At 63.9% G+C, this 16,217-nt stretch carries 13 protein-coding genes; 3 read left to right on the top strand and 10 right to left on the bottom strand.

The features are described 5' to 3' along the window. Window positions 1-20: 20 nt before the first annotated feature. From ASG84_RS01665 to ASG84_RS01635, 7 genes are read right to left on the bottom strand one after another with little or no spacing between them, the layout of a single operon-like run. Window positions 21-773 (bottom strand): enoyl-CoA hydratase family protein, encoded by a 753-nt coding sequence (locus tag ASG84_RS01665; RefSeq protein ID WP_057475285.1) that lies wholly within the window; start codon window positions 771-773, stop codon window positions 21-23. Beyond that, the gene (locus ASG84_RS01660; RefSeq protein WP_057475284.1) at window positions 773-1,933 is read right to left on the bottom strand and encodes an acyl-CoA dehydrogenase family protein; all 1,161 of its coding nucleotides are present in this window, start codon (window positions 1,931-1,933) and stop codon (window positions 773-775) included. Before ASG84_RS01660 ends, ASG84_RS01665 begins: the two co-directional genes overlap by 1 nt. Further along, window positions 1,930-3,933: an acetyl/propionyl/methylcrotonyl-CoA carboxylase subunit alpha gene (locus tag ASG84_RS01655; RefSeq protein WP_057475283.1), complete on the bottom strand. Its 2,004-nt coding sequence runs from the start codon at window positions 3,931-3,933 to the stop codon at window positions 1,930-1,932. Before ASG84_RS01655 ends, ASG84_RS01660 begins: the two co-directional genes overlap by 4 nt. Window positions 3,934-3,937: 4 nt before the next feature. Then, window positions 3,938-5,536, bottom strand: coding sequence for an acyl-CoA carboxylase subunit beta (locus tag ASG84_RS01650; protein WP_057475282.1), 1,599 nt, complete (start codon window positions 5,534-5,536; stop codon window positions 3,938-3,940). Further along, entirely contained in the window at window positions 5,533-6,681 is a 1,149-nt protein-coding gene (locus ASG84_RS01645; RefSeq protein WP_057475281.1) for an acyl-CoA dehydrogenase family protein, read from the bottom strand. The genes ASG84_RS01650 and ASG84_RS01645 overlap by 4 nt, the downstream gene beginning before the upstream one ends. Beyond that, window positions 6,678-8,372 carry an acyclic terpene utilization AtuA family protein gene (locus ASG84_RS01640; protein ID WP_057475280.1) on the bottom strand — a complete coding sequence of 565 codons (1,695 nt, stop codon included), beginning with the start codon at window positions 8,370-8,372 and terminating at the stop codon, window positions 6,678-6,680. Before ASG84_RS01640 ends, ASG84_RS01645 begins: the two co-directional genes overlap by 4 nt. Beyond that, window positions 8,369-9,181 carry a TIGR03084 family metal-binding protein gene (locus ASG84_RS01635; protein ID WP_057475279.1) on the bottom strand — a complete coding sequence of 271 codons (813 nt, stop codon included), beginning with the start codon at window positions 9,179-9,181 and terminating at the stop codon, window positions 8,369-8,371. The genes ASG84_RS01640 and ASG84_RS01635 overlap by 4 nt, the downstream gene beginning before the upstream one ends. 100 nt (window positions 9,182-9,281) lie before the next feature. Between ASG84_RS01635 and ASG84_RS01630 the strand changes: the two genes are divergently transcribed. Together ASG84_RS01630 and ASG84_RS01625 are read left to right on the top strand one after the other, a co-directional pair. After that, window positions 9,282-10,349: an endonuclease/exonuclease/phosphatase family protein gene (locus ASG84_RS01630; protein WP_235581501.1), complete on the top strand. Its 1,068-nt coding sequence runs from the start codon at window positions 9,282-9,284 to the stop codon at window positions 10,347-10,349. A gap of 7 nt (window positions 10,350-10,356) precedes the next feature. Next, window positions 10,357-10,755, top strand: a complete 399-nt coding sequence (locus ASG84_RS01625; RefSeq protein WP_057475278.1) for an ASCH domain-containing protein — start codon at window positions 10,357-10,359, stop codon at window positions 10,753-10,755. 2 nt (window positions 10,756-10,757) lie between these two features. Here ASG84_RS01625 and ASG84_RS01620 read toward each other — a convergent pair whose 3' ends face one another. Next, complete coding sequence (locus tag ASG84_RS01620) at window positions 10,758-11,273, bottom strand: hypothetical protein (RefSeq protein WP_057475509.1); 516 nt, start codon at window positions 11,271-11,273, stop codon at window positions 10,758-10,760. Between the two features lie 188 nt (window positions 11,274-11,461). On the opposite strand from ASG84_RS01620, the gene ASG84_RS01615 reads away from it, so the two are divergent. Further along, a complete protein-coding gene (locus ASG84_RS01615; protein ID WP_200936479.1) occupies window positions 11,462-13,336 on the top strand; it encodes an HNH endonuclease signature motif containing protein in 1,875 nt (624 codons plus the stop codon). 94 nt (window positions 13,337-13,430) lie between these two features. On the opposite strand, the gene ASG84_RS01610 is transcribed toward ASG84_RS01615, so the two are convergent. Further along, entirely contained in the window at window positions 13,431-15,494 is a 2,064-nt protein-coding gene (locus tag ASG84_RS01610; RefSeq protein ID WP_200936478.1) for a glycosyltransferase family 39 protein, read from the bottom strand. Window positions 15,495-15,596: 102 nt separating this feature from the next. Further along, window positions 15,597-16,103, bottom strand: a complete 507-nt coding sequence (locus ASG84_RS01605) for a class F sortase (protein WP_235581490.1) — start codon at window positions 16,101-16,103, stop codon at window positions 15,597-15,599. Window positions 16,104-16,217: the final 114 nt, after the last annotated feature.

The raw sequence follows: 16,217 nt of genomic DNA, 5'->3' as shown, positions 1-16,217 counted from the left end.
CCTACTCCTTCTCGCCCGCCCTACTTCTCGAGGACCCAGGACGGAGGTCTCTTCTCCAGAAAGGACATCATCCCCTCTCGGGCCTCGTCCGATGCAAACAACCTGGCCGATTGCTCGGCGACGGCCGTTCCCCGCTCGTCGATCTCGCGCCTGATGGCAGCCGTGGTGAGCTGCTTCGACTCGGCCAAGCCCTGCGGCGAGCACTTCCGAAACATGATCATGTAGTCGGCCACCACAGCCGCTGGGATGGCATCGGCCACGGTGATCAGGCCGATCGATTCGGCCGTGGCACCGTCGAACGTCTCCCCGGTGAGCAAGTACCGACTCGCTGCTCGGGAGCTCAATCGCGGCAGCACGGCCACCGAGATGACCGACGCGGCGAGGCCGAGGCGAACCTCCGTCAACGCGAACGAACTCTCCGGGCCGGCGACCGCGACATCGCAGGCCGCGACGAGTCCCATCCCGCCTGCTCGCACGTGCCCGTCGATCTGCGCGACGACGGGTTTGGGAGTGTCGATGATCAACCGCATCAGGTCGAGCATCTGCCGGGTGCGAAGTTCCGGTGATGATCCCGCTTCTCGGAGATCGGCTCCCGCACAGAACGTCGTGCCGGTGTGGCCGAGCACGATCGTTCTGACGTCATCGTTTTCGGCCGCGGCGACGAGGCCGGCGCTGAGCTCGTCGACCAACACCGAGGACAACGCATTTCGGTTCTCCGGCGAATCCAACGTCAAATACGCCGTGCTCGCGGAGTTCTCGGCGAGAACGGCCATCAGTAGCTCCTGGGCAGTCCGAGCGAGTGCTGGCTGACAAAGTTGAGGATCATCTCCCGGCTCACCGGCGCGACGCGGGCGATGCGGGCAGCTCCGAGCATCGCCGCCAGGCCGTACTCACTGCTCAAGCCGGCACCGCCGTGGGTCTGGATCGCCTGATCCAGCGCCTTGATACTGGCCTCGGCGGCGGCATACTTGGCCATGTTCGCGGCCTCGGCGGCACCGAAATCGTCGCCGGAGTCGTAGAGCACCGCTGCCTTCTGCATCATCAATTTCGCCAACTCCAGCTCGATCTTGCACTGCGCCAGCGGGTGCGCCAAGCCCTGGTGTGCGCCGATGGGCGTCTTCCAGACCGTCCGCTCGTTGGCGTATTTGACCGCCGCGTCCAGAGCGTAGCGACCCATACCGACAGCCATCGCGGCACCGAGAATGCGCTCGGGGTTCAGGCCGGCGAACAGCTGCATCAGGGCGGCGTCGGCCTCGCCGACGAGTGCCTCGGCGGGCAACCGGACGTCATCGAGGAACAGTACGAACTGGTGATCGGGCTCGACGATGTCCATCTCCATCTGCGTCTTCTGCAGTCCCGGAGCGTCGGTGGGCACGATGAACAGGGCCGGCTTGAGCTTGCCGGTCTTGGAATCCTCGGTGCGGGCGACGATCAATACCGCGTCGGCCTGGTCGACACCGGAGATGTAGATCTTGTTGCCCTTGAGAATCCACTCGTCGCCGTCACGGCGCGCGGTGGTGGTGATCTGATGCGAGTTGGATCCCGCGTCGGGCTCGGTGATCCCGAAGACCATGATCTTGGACCCGTCGGCGAGAGCGGTGAGCCACTCCTGCTTCTGGTCTACCGTGCCGTACTTGCCGATGATGGTGCCGCAGATGGCCGGGCTGACGACGACCAACAGCAGACCGGCTCCGTGCGCGGCCAACTCCTCCTGCACGAGCGCGAGTTCGTAGATGCCTGCCCCGCCGCCGCCGTACTCCTCGGGCAGGTTGACGCCGAGGAAGCCGAGCTTGCCCGCCTCGTTCCACAGTTCGGTCAGCGGCTCGCCCTTGCGCGCTTTGGGCAACACGTAGTCGATGTAGTTGTAGCGCTTGCCCAGTGACGAGACCGCGTTGCGCAGCCCCTTCTGCTCTTCGGTTTCGATGAAACTCATGCTTGCTCTGCTCCTTCTGAGACCACGGCCAGAACTGCGCCGACTTCGACCTGTTGACCTTGCTGCACGTTCAGTTCGGTAAGGACACCGTCCGCGGGTGCGGTCACCGTGTGTTCCATCTTCATCGCCTCGAGCCACAGGATGGGCTGACCGGCGGTGACGGTATCGCCCTGCGCAGCAGCGATTCTGACGACGCTGCCCGGCATCGGCGCCAGTAGCGATCCCGCAGCCACCTCGTCGCTGGGGTCGGTGAACCGCGGGGCGCGGACCAGACGGACCGGCCCGAGCGAAGAATCGACGAATACATCCGACCCATAGCTGCTCACCGCGAAGGTACGTCGAATACCGTTGACATCCAACGTCACCGAGGTCGGCGTGTGCTCGACGAGTTCGACGCCATCCAGCGTGACCCCATCTACCGCGGAGGTGAGTCCGCTGCGTCCGATGGAATATTCGACGGTGATGTCGTCGTATGTCTTGCGCTGCGGCTGCGACCGCAGGTTGCGCCACCCGCCCGGGAGCCCTCGATTCACCCGGGCTCGCTCGACGTTGTTCGCCGCGTCGGCCAGAGCTGCTGCGAGAGCCGACAGCTCCACGCCGCGGCCCTGCGCGATCGGTAGCGACAGCACATCGAGGCCGTGGGTGTCGAAGAAGGCGGTGTCGGTGTCGCCGGCCAGGAACGAAGGGTGCCGCAGGATGTTGACCAACAGATCTCGGTTGGTCTTCAGGCCGTGAATGGTGGCTCGCTGCAGTGCTTTCGCCAGCAGGTTCGCTGCCTGGTCTCGCGTCGGCGCGAACGAGATGACCTTTGCGAGCATCGGGTCGTAATGAGTGCTCACCACACTGCCGGACTCGACGCCGGAATCAACTCGGATGTATCCCCGGGTCGTTCCGCGGGCTCCACTCCTGCTCGCCTTGTCCAACACCTCGAACTGCGCACCGGGAATCTCGAATCGATGCACGGCACCGCTCTGCGGCTGCCAATCCTGAGCCGGATCCTCGGCGTACAGGCGAACTTCGATGGAGTGACCGCGCGTCGCCGGCTGCTCGGCGGGCAAACGCTCCCCCGCTGCCACCCGAATCTGCAGCGAGACCAGATCCAGACCTGTCGTGCATTCGGTGACCGGGTGCTCGACCTGCAGACGGGTGTTCATCTCGAGGAAGAAGAAGTTGCCCTTCTCGTCGGCGAGGAATTCCACGGTGCCCGCGCCCTCGTAGCCGATGGCCTCGGTGGCCAGCGTCGCCGCATGGAAGAGCTTCTCGCGCATACCGTCTATGCGTTCGACGAGTGGTGACGGCGCTTCTTCGACGACCTTCTGGTGACGACGCTGGATCGAACATTCACGCTCGCCCACGGTCCACACGGTGCCGAATCTGTCGGCCATGACCTGTACTTCGATGTGCCGGCCGGTCTCGATGTAGCGCTCGACGAACACCGTTCCGTCACCGAACGCCGACAGAGCTTCTCGACCCGCTGCCTCGATTTCGGACTGCAGTGTGTCGAGGCTGCGCACGATCCGCATGCCGCGCCCACCGCCACCCGCGGAGGCCTTGATGAGCACCGGAAGTTCGTTCTCGGTGACCGACTCGGGATCGAGCTGCGTCAGTACCGGCACTCCGGCGTCGGCCATCATCTTCTTGGACTCGACCTTCGAGCCCATCAGTTCGATCGCCTTGACCGGCGGTCCGATCCACGTCAAGCCGGCATTCTGGACCTGCTGCGCGAAATCGGCGTTCTCGGAGAGGAAGCCGTAGCCCGGATGCACCGCGTCTGCCCCGGCCTGTACTGCAGCGGCGATAACGAGCTCACCACGAAGGTAGGTCTCGCTCGAGCTGTTGCCGGGCAATCGCACGGCCGCATCGGCCTCACGCACGTGCGGGGAGTTGGCGTCGGCGTCGGCGAATACCGCGACGGTGTCGATGCCCTCGGCGCGGCAGGTAGTGAAGACACGGCGGGCGATTTCGCCGCGGTTGGCTACGAGGACGGAGGTTACGGTCATGGCTTCACATCCGGAAGACACCGAAGTTGGCGGTGCCTTCGATCGGGGCAGAGGCAATGGCCGACAGGCACATTCCCACTACCGTGCGGGTATCACGAGGGTCGATGACACCGTCGTCGTAGAGGCGTCCGGAGAGGAACATGGGCAGCGACTCGGCTTCGATCTGCGCTTCGATCATCGCGCGCATTCCGGCGTCGGCCTCGGCGTCGAATGCTTGGCCACGGGCCTCGGCGGCGGCACGTCCGACGATGGAGATGACACCGGCGAGTTGCGCGCCACCCATGACTGCGGATTTGCTCGACGGCCAGGCGAACAGGAACCGCGGGTCGAAGGCGCGACCGCACATGCCGTAGTGACCGGCACCGTAGGAGGCACCGAGCAGGATCGAGATGTGCGGAACCGTCGAGTTGGACACGGCGTTGATCATCATCGAGCCGTGCTTGATCATCCCGCCTTCCTCGTATTCCTTGCCGACCATGTAGCCGGTGGTGTTGTGAAGGAACAACAGTGGGGTGTTCGAGCGGTTGGCGAGCTGAATGAACTGCGTCGCCTTCTGCGATTCCTCACTGAACAGCACACCGCGGGCATTGGCCAGGATGCCGATGGGATAGCCGTGCAGCTCGGCCCATCCGGTGACGAGCGAGCCGCCGTACATGGGCTTGAACTCGTCGAAATCGGAGCCGTCGACGATGCGGGCGATCACCTCGCGAGGATCGAACGGGATCTTCAGATCGGTGGGGACGATGCCGAGCAGATCCTCGGGGTCGGCCAGCGGCTCGATGATCTCGGCGCGCGGCTCCGGGCCCTTCTTCTTCCAGTTCAGCCGCGAGACGATGCTGCGTCCGATACGGATCGCATCCTGCTCGTCGACGGCGAAATAGTCTGCCAAACCTGACTTTCGAGCATGCATCTCGGCACCGCCGAGCGACTCGTCGTCCGAGTCCTCACCGGTGGCCATCTTGACCAACGGTGGCCCGGCGAGGAACACCTTTGATTGCTCCTTGATCATGACCACGTGATCGGACATTCCGGGGATGTATGCACCGCCGGCAGTGGAGTTACCGAACACCAACGCGATCGTCGGAATGCCCGCCGCCGACAGCTGCGTCAGATCACGGAACATTCGACCGCCGGGGATGAACACCTCCTTCTGCGTCGGTAGATCGGCTCCACCGGACTCGACCAAGGAGATGACCGGAAGCCGGTTCTGCGTGGCGATGTCGTTGCCGCGGAACCCCTTCTTGAGGGTCCACGGGTTGCTCGCCCCGCCGCGGACGGTCGGATCGTTGGCGACGATGAGGCATTCGACGCCGCACACCACGCCGATACCCATGACGGTGCTGGCTCCGACGGGAAAGTCGCTGCCCCAGGCTGCAAGTGGACACAGTTCCAGAAAGGCGGAATCCTCGTCGATCAACAGCTCGATGCGTTCACGGGCAAGTAGCTTGCCCCGCTTCTTGTGGCGCTCGACGTACTTCTGACCCCCGCCGAGCAGAGCCTTCGAGTGCTCGGCGTCGATCTCGGCCAGCTTGGTGTGCATGGCCTCGGTGGCACCGGAATACTGCTCCGACGCGGTGTCGAGGGTGGACTTCAGCACGCTCATGCCTGGTACCCCAATCGTTTTGCGGCCAGTCCGGTGAGAATTTCTGTGGTCCCGCCGCCGATACCGAGGATGCGCATGTCGCGGTACTGCCGTTCGACTTCGCTCTCGCGCATGTAGCCGAGTCCGCCGAAGAGTTGCACCGCTTGATTGGCGACCCACTCTCCGGATTCGACGGCGGTGTTCTTCGCGAAGCAGACCTCGGCGATGAAGTCGGCGTCCTCCTCCATCGATCTCTCGACGAGGGAGCGGGTGTAGACGCGGGCGATGTCGATCTTGCGGGCCATCTCGGTGACGGTGTTCTGTACGGATTGCCGTGCGATGAGCGGTTTTCCGAACGTTTCCCGATCGCGGACCCAACGCAGAGTCAGATCGAGGCAGCGCTGCGCGCTGGCGTAGGCCTGGGCGGCGAGGGCGATGCGCTCGGTGAGAAATGCCTGTGCGATCTGCGCGAACCCACTGTTCTCCGCACCGACGAGGTTGCTCACCGGCACTCGGGCGTCGACGAACGAGAGCTCAGCAGTATCGGATGCGCGCCAGCCCATTTTGTCGAGCTTGCTGGTGACCTCGAATCCGGGTGTGCCCTTCTCGATGACGAGCAGCGAGACACCGGCCGCACCGTCTCCTCCGGTGCGAACCGCAGTGACGACGAAGTCTGCTCGGCAGCCCGAGGTGATGTACGTCTTGGATCCATTGACGACGTAGTGCTCGCCGTCCCTGACCGCCTTCGTCCTGAGGTGGCCGACATCGGAACCGCCGCCCGGCTCGGTAATCGCGAGCGAGCCGATCTTCTCTCCGGCCAGCGTGGGCCGCACCCACTTCTCGATCTGGTCGGCGTCGCGTGCTGCAACCAAATGCGGCAACGCAATTCCGCTGGTGAACAGCGATGCGAAAAGTCCCCCGGACGCACCGGCCTGGTGCATCTCCTCACAGATCACGACCGCGTCGGCCAGATCTCCGCCGTCCCCACCGACCTCCTCGGGAAAGCCGGCACCGATCAGACCGAGAGCTGCCGCCTTCTTGTGCAGCTCACGCGGAATCTCTCCGTCGGTCTCCCACTGATTCATGTGCGGCGCGATGTCCTGCTCCACGAAGCTGCGCACGGTCTTCCGAAGCTGCTGACGCTCGGGCGTCGTCCAGATACTCATACGAGTGCTCCCTTGTAAGCGAGTGTTTCGGGGATGTCGATGTGCCGCGACCGCAGCCATTCACCGAGCCCCTTGGCCTGTGGATCGAATCTGGCCTGCGATGCCACGCCTTGGCCGAGGATGCCGTCGATGACGAAGTTCACGGCCCGCAGATTGGGCAGCACGTGTCGGGTGACGGTGAGTTTCTCCGCCTCGGGCAACATCTGCTTCAGTCTGTCGACCGTCAATGCGTGGACGAGCCAGGAGAATTCGTCGTCGGTGCGGACCCAGACCCCGACGTTGGCATTGCCGCCCTTGTCGCCGCTTCGGGCGGCCGCGATGGTTCCGAGCGGGAGTCGGATGGTCGCTTCGTCTGCTCTCGGTGCGGGGAGCGTCGGTTCGTCGAGGGGCTCCAATGCCCGCGTTTCTGTCGACGGAGCGATGATGCTTTCGGAACCGTCGGCGAGATGCGCGATGTGCGGCACCTGGGCCGCGTCGACGAATCCTGCCGTGAATACTCCGTACGGCGCTCCGTTTCCCGGCGGCGCAGTCACCGAGAATCCGGGGTAGCTGGCCAGTGCGAGTTCGACTGCAACCGCAGAGAACTGACGTCCGACGGCATCGGGGTTGCTGTCGCGGGCAACGCAGCGCAGCAAAGCGCTGGCCGTCTCCTCGGTCTCGGCGTCCGGCTTGTCGGTGCGCACAAGCGTCCATTCGAGTTCGGTTGGCCGTGCGGGGAGCCAGGACTCGAATTGACGCTGTGCCAGTGCAGCTTTGGCCTCGATGTCGAGGCCGGTGAGCACCATCGTGAATTCGTTGCGGAAACCGCCGAGTGCATTGAGCGAGACCTTGTAGGTGGGCGGCGGCGCTTCGCCGGTCACGCCGGCGATGGAGACCCGATCGCTGGATTCCTGCGTCAGGATCGCTGAGTCGATCCGCGCGGTGACATCAGGGTTCGCGTAACGCCCGCCGGTGATTTCGTACAGCAGCTGAGCGGTCACGGTACCGACGCTGACGGCACCGCCGGTGCCCTCGTGCTTCGTGATGACGGACAAACCGTCGGACTCGATCTCGGCGATGGGGAACCCGGGACGGGACATGTCGGCGATCTCGGTGAAGAACGAGTAGTTGCCGCCGGTCGCCTGAGTTCCGCACTCGATGATGTGGCCCGCGACGACGGCACCGGCCAGGGCGTCGTAATCGGTCGGCGTCCAACCGAAGTGCGCCGCAGCGGGTCCCACGATCACGCTGGCATCGGTGACGCGCCCGGTGACGACGACGTCGGCACCGGAGTTCAGGCATTCCACGATGCCCCACGCGCCGAGGTAGGCATTTGCGGTCAGCGGGTTACCGAGGCCGAGTTCGGCAGCTCCGCCGAGAAGGTCGTCGCCGTCGACGTACGCGATTTTCGCACCGGAGTCGAGTTTCTCCAGCGCCTCGGCCAAGCCACGTGGATTCAGACCACCGGCGTTGGCAACGATCTTGACGCCTTTGTCGAGTGCCAGTCCGAGGCAGTCCTCGGCCTGGCGCAGAAAGGTTTTGGCGTAGCCACGAGTCGCGTCCTTCATCCGGTCGCGGCCGAGGATGAGCATCGTCAGCTCGGCGAGGTAATCACCGGTGAGGTAGTCGAGTTCGCCGCCCTCGAGCATCTCGCGCATGGCTGAAAGACGGTCCCCGTAGAAGCCCGAGCAGTTGCCGATTCGTACGGTCATGCGTGCTCTCGTCCCGACTGTGTACGGCCGACTCCCGGAGGGCCTGCGAAGGCTTGGGCGATGGTGAGCCAGTGTGCGGCGTCGAGTCCCTCTGCACGGATGTCGAGGTTGTCGCGATGAGCGCGCTGGGTGACGAGGAGGCAGAAGTCGAGGGCCGGGCCAGTCACGCGTTGCGCAGCATCCTCGGGTCCCCAGGTCCATAGCTCGCCCGACGGCGCGGTGAGTTCGATGCGAAACGGGTCGGTGGGAGGAGTCTGCTGGTTGACGGCGTAGGCGAAATCCCTCGTGCGGACGCCGATATGAGCGACTCCGCGGATTCTGTCGGTGGGAACGCGCGTGACGCCCAATGCGTCGGCGACATCCTGGCCGTGGGCCCACGTTTCCATCAATCGCGCTGTGGCCATGGACGCCGCACTCATCGGCGGTCCGAACCAGTCGATCTTGGTTCCGGGCGGCACCTGCACGAGAGCATCGGTCATGGCTCGACGGCGGGTTCGCCATGCGCTCAACAGTTCGGGATTGCGGGCTTCTTCCTCCGCAGCCTCGTCGACGAACCCGGTGGGGTTCTCCCACGCTTTCTTCAGAGTGAGCGCGAACTCCTCCTTGGCCGCGGTATCGCCGGATGCTGCGGACGTGGTTCGCTCCGCGACGTGATCGGTCCACGACAGATGTGCGATCTGGTGCGCGATCGTCCAGCCCTCGGCCGGTGTCGGTGCCGCCCACTGCTCCGATGTCAGTTGGGCGACGAGCGCATCGAGGTCGTCGCCCTCGGCACGGAGGTCGCCGACGAGTGTGTCGAGGTCTGCCATGGGTCCAGCTTCACAAAGGCACGAGAAAAAAGCAAGCACGCTTGCTTGTTAATTCGTAACCTTACGTTCGCTTGCCGTCTCTACGGTGCGGAATGTGAAAATGCCGAGACTCGCAGCCGTCGCCGTTACCCTCGCCTTCATGACTGCCGGCTGCTCTTCTGCGGATCCGTCTCCTGCAGACCCGACCCCCGACGAACCGTCGAGCATTCGGGTGGCGACATTCAACGCCAGCCTCAATCGATCCGCAGCCGGGCAGCTGGTGACCGACCTGCAGGGCGAAAACGCTCAGGCCCGCGCGGCAGCCGATGTGATCGCCGCGAACTCGCCGGATGTGTTGTTGGTCAACGAGTTCGATTACTCGGGTGACGATGCGGTGAAACTGTTCAACGACAACTATCTGGACAAGCAGTACCCATATTGGTTCACGGCCCCCGTGAACACCGGGGTCGACTCCGGACTCGACCTCGACAAGGACGGCAAGCTCGGCGGCCCGGGCGATGCCTGGGGATTCGGCCAATTTCCGGGTCAGTACGGCATGGTCGTGTACTCGAAGTATCCGATCGACACCGAATCGGTGCGCACGTTCCAGAACTTTCTGTGGAAGGACATGCCGGATTCCCTGCTGCCGCGTGACTACTACGGAGAGGCGTCCGACGCGCTGCGATTGTCCAGCAAATCGCACTGGGACGTGCCGATCGACGTGAATGGCAAGACGCTGCACGTTCTCGCCTCGCACCCCACTCCCCCGTCGTTCGATGGACCTGAGAATCGCAACGGCAAACGTAATCACGACGAGATCCGACTGAGTGCCGACTACATCTCGGGTGCGGACTACCTGTACGACGACAAGGGCGTGCGCGGCGGACTCGACGAAGGAGCGTCGTTCGTCATGCTGGGCGATCAGAACAGTGATCCGGTCGACGGGGACTCGGTGGCCGGTTCCATTGCGCAGGTTCTGGATTTGCCCCGCGTTCAGGATCCCGCGCCTGTGTCCGACGAACACGGGACGGACACAGCCGATTTTGCGGATCCGAAGCCGGGTGACCTTCGCGTGGACTACGTATTGCCGTCCGACGATCTCACCGTGGTCGACTCCCAGGTGTACTGGCCGAACCAGGCCGAGCACCCCTCGGACCACCGACTGGTGTGGGCAGATCTCGAACTATGATGAGTAAGTGACGGATCTGCCGATAGTCGAGTTCGCCTACCCCGGCCCACTTCGAGACACGCTGGTTGCGGCCGTGCTGTCCGGCGCGAAGACCAGCACGGCAAGCCTGTTGGTTCAGTACACCGACGAGGAGCTGCCGAGAGTCGGCGAGCTCGGCGCGGTGGTGGATTCGGCGGGTGTCGTGGTCGGAGTCACCGAGACCACGGGTGTCGATATCGTTGCGCTGAAAGATGTTTCGCTGCGACATGCCCTTGACGAGGGTGAGGGGTACGCCGATGTGGCGCAGTGGCGAGCCGGACACGAAAGATTCTGGCAGTCGGCCGAGGTTCGCGCGGAATTGGGAGATCCGAACTTCACGGTAAACGACGACACTCAGGTGGTGCTGGAGCGATTCACCCTCGTGTGAAGTCAGGGTCCGCCGTGTTCCGTCGGTTCGATGCCTACTGCTCGGAGGGTTGCCGCTTCAGCGCTGTCCGGATCATACGGCCGTGCCGCTGTCATGATGACCTGCACATTCTCCGGAGTGTGGATCTCGAGCTCGACGGAATTCCACAGTCGAGTGTGCGGCCCGGTAGCCGAGCCGGGTCGGATTTGGGCGCAGGCCTGGGCGATGGAATCGAGCTGGTCGAGGACGCAGGCGAAGCTCACCGTCATTGCCGGCAGTCCGGCCGACCGCTCCGTCGGCACGAGCAGAACATCCTGAAACACCCAGCGGCGCAGATGAACCAATTGACCGGGAATTGTGAAGAGTTCGAAGAAACCGAGAGCTCGGGTCCAGAATTCGGTCGATTCGGCGAGATTCGCGGTGGGGACGGTGACGAACATCGGCATGCCGTACAAGCCACGAAACAGCTCGGGCGCGGCGGTGTGTGGGCCCGGAATCGGTACTGGGCTCACCTCGAAGGCGGGGTAGTTCTCGGTCATGTCCACCATCCTGAAGCCTGACGCGGTGTCAGGGTCAAACGGTGTTGTCGGTGGGTGGGTGTATAGGCAGTTGCACGCCAATCCTTATCCATTGCAAAGTAATTGAGTTTGACGGATCGTTCACACGCCAGTACTATCGAACGTACGTTCTATTAATCGCTGAACATCTGCCGGGGGGCGAAGACACAGTGACCACATCTGCGCGCAGCCGATTCGCGGCCTATCTCGGGCCGCAATCGAAGCCGTACATCGCGCCTGCTTCGTTGGCCGAGATTCGGGATGTCACGATTCTGGAGAATCAAGCGTGCGCACGCAAGGTCGCTCTGGCCGCCGCCATCTGGGACATGTGCATTCATCAGAACGTGCTCGTCGGTGACGTCATTCAAGATGCGGGCAACTATGCAGCCTCCGAAATTGCACACGTTCTGGGCTGCTCGAAGACCGTCGCGAACACGTACGCCGAGGTCGGGATGGACCTTCGGCTTCGGCTTCCCGCCGTCGCCGCCGCGTTCGAAGCAGGCGAACTCGATCTGCCTCGCGTCCGCGCGATATACCGCTGCACCCATAATCTGACGCACGACGCGGCGGCAGCTGTCCAAGGCGAGATTCTGTGCGCTGCCCGACGCCTGTCGCCCGGTCCGCTCGCGACCGAAATCTGGTCGATCATGTACCGCATCGCACCCGAGCAGGCTGCCGCTCTACGCAAGGACTTGGAACGGCACACCAATGTCACTTACATCGACAAAGATGTGCTGTCGACGCTGAAGGCCGACCTCACTGCCGCCGACGCCGCCGCTGCCTGGCAACTCATCAACGAGATGGCCGCCACCGTCTGCCGACACGATCCACGTACTCGAGGACAGAAGCGTGCCGCAGCGTATGTTGCTCTGCTGCATCAGGAGTCATCGATGGCATGCATGTGCGAACCCGATGACGACAACCCCTGCACGGCCGACACCGCGCGCCCAGATCGGCGCACGCCGCTCACGGTCATCACGGTCGACCTCGCCACTCTCGCCGGTCTGCTGTCCAATCCTGCTCACCTGGCCGGCCACGGCACCATCGATGCCGAGTACGCCCGAGAATTGGCCGACAACGCGCACTGGCAGATCCTCCTTACCGAAGCCCGCAATCTGGCCGAGACCCTCGGATACGGCGAAGACTTGGAATCGCTCATCAACCTCGACGTGGAGGAGGGCACCGCAACGGATGGTGTCGAGCAGACAGACCGGACCGACACACAACAAACCGACACTGCAGGATCCGACACTACGGAGTCCGACACTGCAGAGTCCGCGTCCGAAAGCACGTCTGCACCGTCGGACACCGAGACCAGGGGTAGCTGCTCTATCAAGCCCTCACACATGGTGTTTCACGCACTGGGGCGTGGACGTCGCCGAACGGGCGGTGCAGTTCCTCGACCGCCTCGACCGCCTCGACCGCCTCGTCCGCAGAATGCCCCGCGTCCACCGCGGAACAACTGTGTCGCCACGCCGTATCGCGGCACATACACCTTCGTAGCCGAACTCGAAGCGGCGATTGCCGCCGATCCCTCACTCGGGTTCGCGCTGTATCCGGACGGTCACGGCGGTCTCGTGCCGCCACCACCCGGAGCGCTTGTTTATCGGCCCAGTACCGCACTCGCAGAACGCATTCGGTACCGCGATCGCACTTGCCGACATCCGGGCTGCGACGTCCCGGCTCGGCAATGCGAAATCGACCACATCGTGCCGTACTTTCATCGCGATCCTGCGAACGGCGGGTGGACCATCGACTCCAATCTGCATTGTCTGTGCCGCTATCACCACAGCCTCAAGACCATGGGTTTGTGGACTCCCGTGATGCTGGCCGATGGCGTCGAGTTCTGGCTCTCGAACGCCGGCACCACAGCGATCACTGTTCCCGGAACGACCCAACTCGCAGACATGAGCAATCTGCCCGTCGTATACCGCAGGCCCAGAGGTGAAGCGATGCAGGCGGATGCCTCGAGCCTCGAGATTGTCCAGCCGCTGCCCGCTCCGGTACCTACATCAGCACCCGACGATGATCCCCCGCCTTTCTGATCGATCTCGGGTCAGCACACAGAAGTTCCACCGCAGTCGACGTGTCTGCGGTGGAACAGCTGTGCCTTCTGGGCGTCGTTCTGTTCGGTCGGTGTCAGCCGGTGTAAGTGCTGAGGTCGTACACCGTCGCACTGCCGACAGTGCTGGCGGTGAAGTTCGCCTCGACCCACTCCTGAATCTGCGAGGAGGTGCTCGTCGAGTCGCCGCCCATGACCCCGCGTGCCATTCCACCACCCATGCCTCCGGATACGTAGTACGCGACTTCGTGATTGGAGACGTACTCGATGAACTCGTCGAGCGAGGGTGCGGGATCGCCGCTCCAGCCGCCGATCGCCATCACCGCGGTATCGGACGAAAGCTCGTACCCCGCTGCAGACTGCGAACCGTTCACTGCAGCAGACCATCTCGTCGTTGTGGACTCGAGCAGAGCCGTCAACTCCTCGTTGGTCTCAACGCCCATGCCACCGCCCATGCCACCGCCCATGCTGGACATACCGCCGGGCAGAGTGCCGGTGCCGAAGCCTGCTGGGAGATCGGCAGCATCAGCAGGCATGCCCGCATCATCGCCCGGCATTGCGTCGCCCGACACTGCTCCACTCGGCATCCCACCGGTCGGCATCCCGCCCATGCCGCTGTCGCTGACTGCACCGGTCGGGCCTGCGGTGGGGACGGATCCGCTGTGCGCGTTCGTCGTCGTAGCGATGGCATACGACGCGCCACCGCCGAGACCGGCCACTGCTCCGAGGATCAGTGCTGCCGCAGTGAGCTTTCGGTACCGCCCGGCGAGCAGGATCATCACGGCCGCAACAACGGTTCCCACCAACAGGATCCACTTCAAGGCCGGCAGCCAGTCCGCGTTGCGATGCAGCAGCACCCAGCTCCAGACACCCGCCGCAAGCATCATCGTCGCCATACCTGCTCTGGCCCATATTGATTCGCGTCGAAGCCAGAGTGCGTAGCCGCCGGTTCCGATCATGCCCGCAAGTGCAGGAGCGAGCGCAACCGTGTAGTACGGGTGGATCGTGCCGGACATGTAGCTGAAGATCAGCGCCGTCACCAGGAACCAACCGCCCCACAGAATCAGGGATGCACGCAGCAGGTCGGTCCGCGGTGCTCGTCCCCGAGCGATCAGACCGAAGACCATTGCCACCAATGCCGCAGGGATCAGCCACGAAATCTGGATTCCCATCTCACTGCCGAACAATCGATCCAAGCCGGTCGACCCGCCGAAGCTCGATCCGGCTGCACCGGAATTCAATCCGCCCGGTGCCCCGCCCCCGCCTCCCCCGGTGTTACCGAAGATTCGGCCGAGACCGTTGTATCCGAGCACCAGATCCATCACGGTGTTGTCGGTGGACCCGCCGATGTACGGGCGCGCACCTTCCGGCCACAGCTGAACCGCCACCACCCACCAGCCGGCGGCGGCGACCAATGCCGCGAACGCACCGATCAGATGCAGCAGTCTGGCGCGCAATTGTGCGTGTCCGGCAACCAGATACGTCAACCCGAAGGCTGGTAGTACCAACAAGCCCTGCAGCATCTTGGTCAGGAACGCGAATCCCAACGCCACGCCGGCGAAGGCGAGCCACATGGCGGCCCGTCGACCGGCCGAGGTCTGCAGAGACCGCACGACGAAGTAGCCGCCGAGCGTCATGAGGAGAACCAGCAGCGCGTCGGGGTTGTCGAAGTCGAACATCAGCGCAGCGGCAGGAACCGACGCCAGCGTGAAGCCGGCGAGCAAGCCGGCGGTGGGATTCGCGACTCGCTTGACCGCGGCATACACCGTCGCCACCGCGGCGACACCCATCAGGGCTTGGGGAAGCAGCAGACTGAAGCTCGAGAACCCGAACAGACGGGCCGACAGTCCCATCACCCATAGCGCGGCCGGAGGCTTGTCCACGGTGATGAAGTTTTCGGAATCCAGTGATCCGAAGAACCACGCAGTCCAGTCCTTGGTACCGGCCTGCACCGCCGCGGCGTAGAACGTGTTCGCATAGCCACTGGCGGTCAGGTTCCACAGGTACAGCGTTGCGGTGGCCGCGAGCAGAACAAGAAGCCCGAGCAGGTGTCGGCGGCGATACCACCCCCGATCCTGCCTGGACGGCTGGCGGGCATGCGACGGGGGCATCGCGGCCGGTCGGTCGATTTGGGCGGTCATCGCAGATCCTGTTCGTCGAAGTTGTCGACTACGAGAATGTGCGATGGACCGCCGGTCCGGCTGGGAGCAGCCTGCGAGGTTGCTGTGAGCGAGGGAGCTCGGTCAGACGCGATCGGCGTACACGACGATGTTGTCGTCGTAACTCGAGATATCCGAGTCGAACTGTCCGCCACAGGTGATCAGACGCAGGCCGGGATGATCGATGTCGCCGTAGACCTTGTCGGTGGGAAACGAGTCTTTCGGATACTGCTCCACCGCGCTGACGACGAAGCGAACCGTACCGCCATTCTGGTCCGTGACGGTGACGTCGTCACCCTGCGCGAGATCCCGGAGTCGGTAGAAGACTCCCGGGCTGCCGCCCCAATCCACGTGTCCGGCAAGGATCGACGGCCCCAGTTGGCCAGGGATCGGCGACCCCGTGTACCAGCCCGCGGGAAAACCACCCGGCGGAACTTCCATCGAACCGTCCGAACGAAGACCCAGATCCATCACGTCGGAGTCGACGTCGATCGCCGGAATGTCGATACGGGCGGGAGGTGACCCGGCCACCGATGAATTTGCCTGCGCTGCAACCTCATCGGTAGAAGTATCCGGTGCCTGCGTAGACATGGCCGACGACGGTGCAGTGCGCTCCGGAGGCGCTTCGTCCGAAGGCGTTTCGCAACCGGTAAGAAACAACAGGAGCATGAAGCAGGCAGCGGCTACTGCCCGCACCACGACCCG

This window comes from Rhodococcus sp. Leaf278 (assembly GCF_001426085.1).
Classification (GTDB): Bacteria; Actinomycetota; Actinomycetes; order Mycobacteriales; family Mycobacteriaceae; genus Rhodococcoides.
The sequence above is the reverse complement of the archived record's forward strand: the minus strand, read 5'-3'. Positions and strand labels throughout refer to the sequence as shown.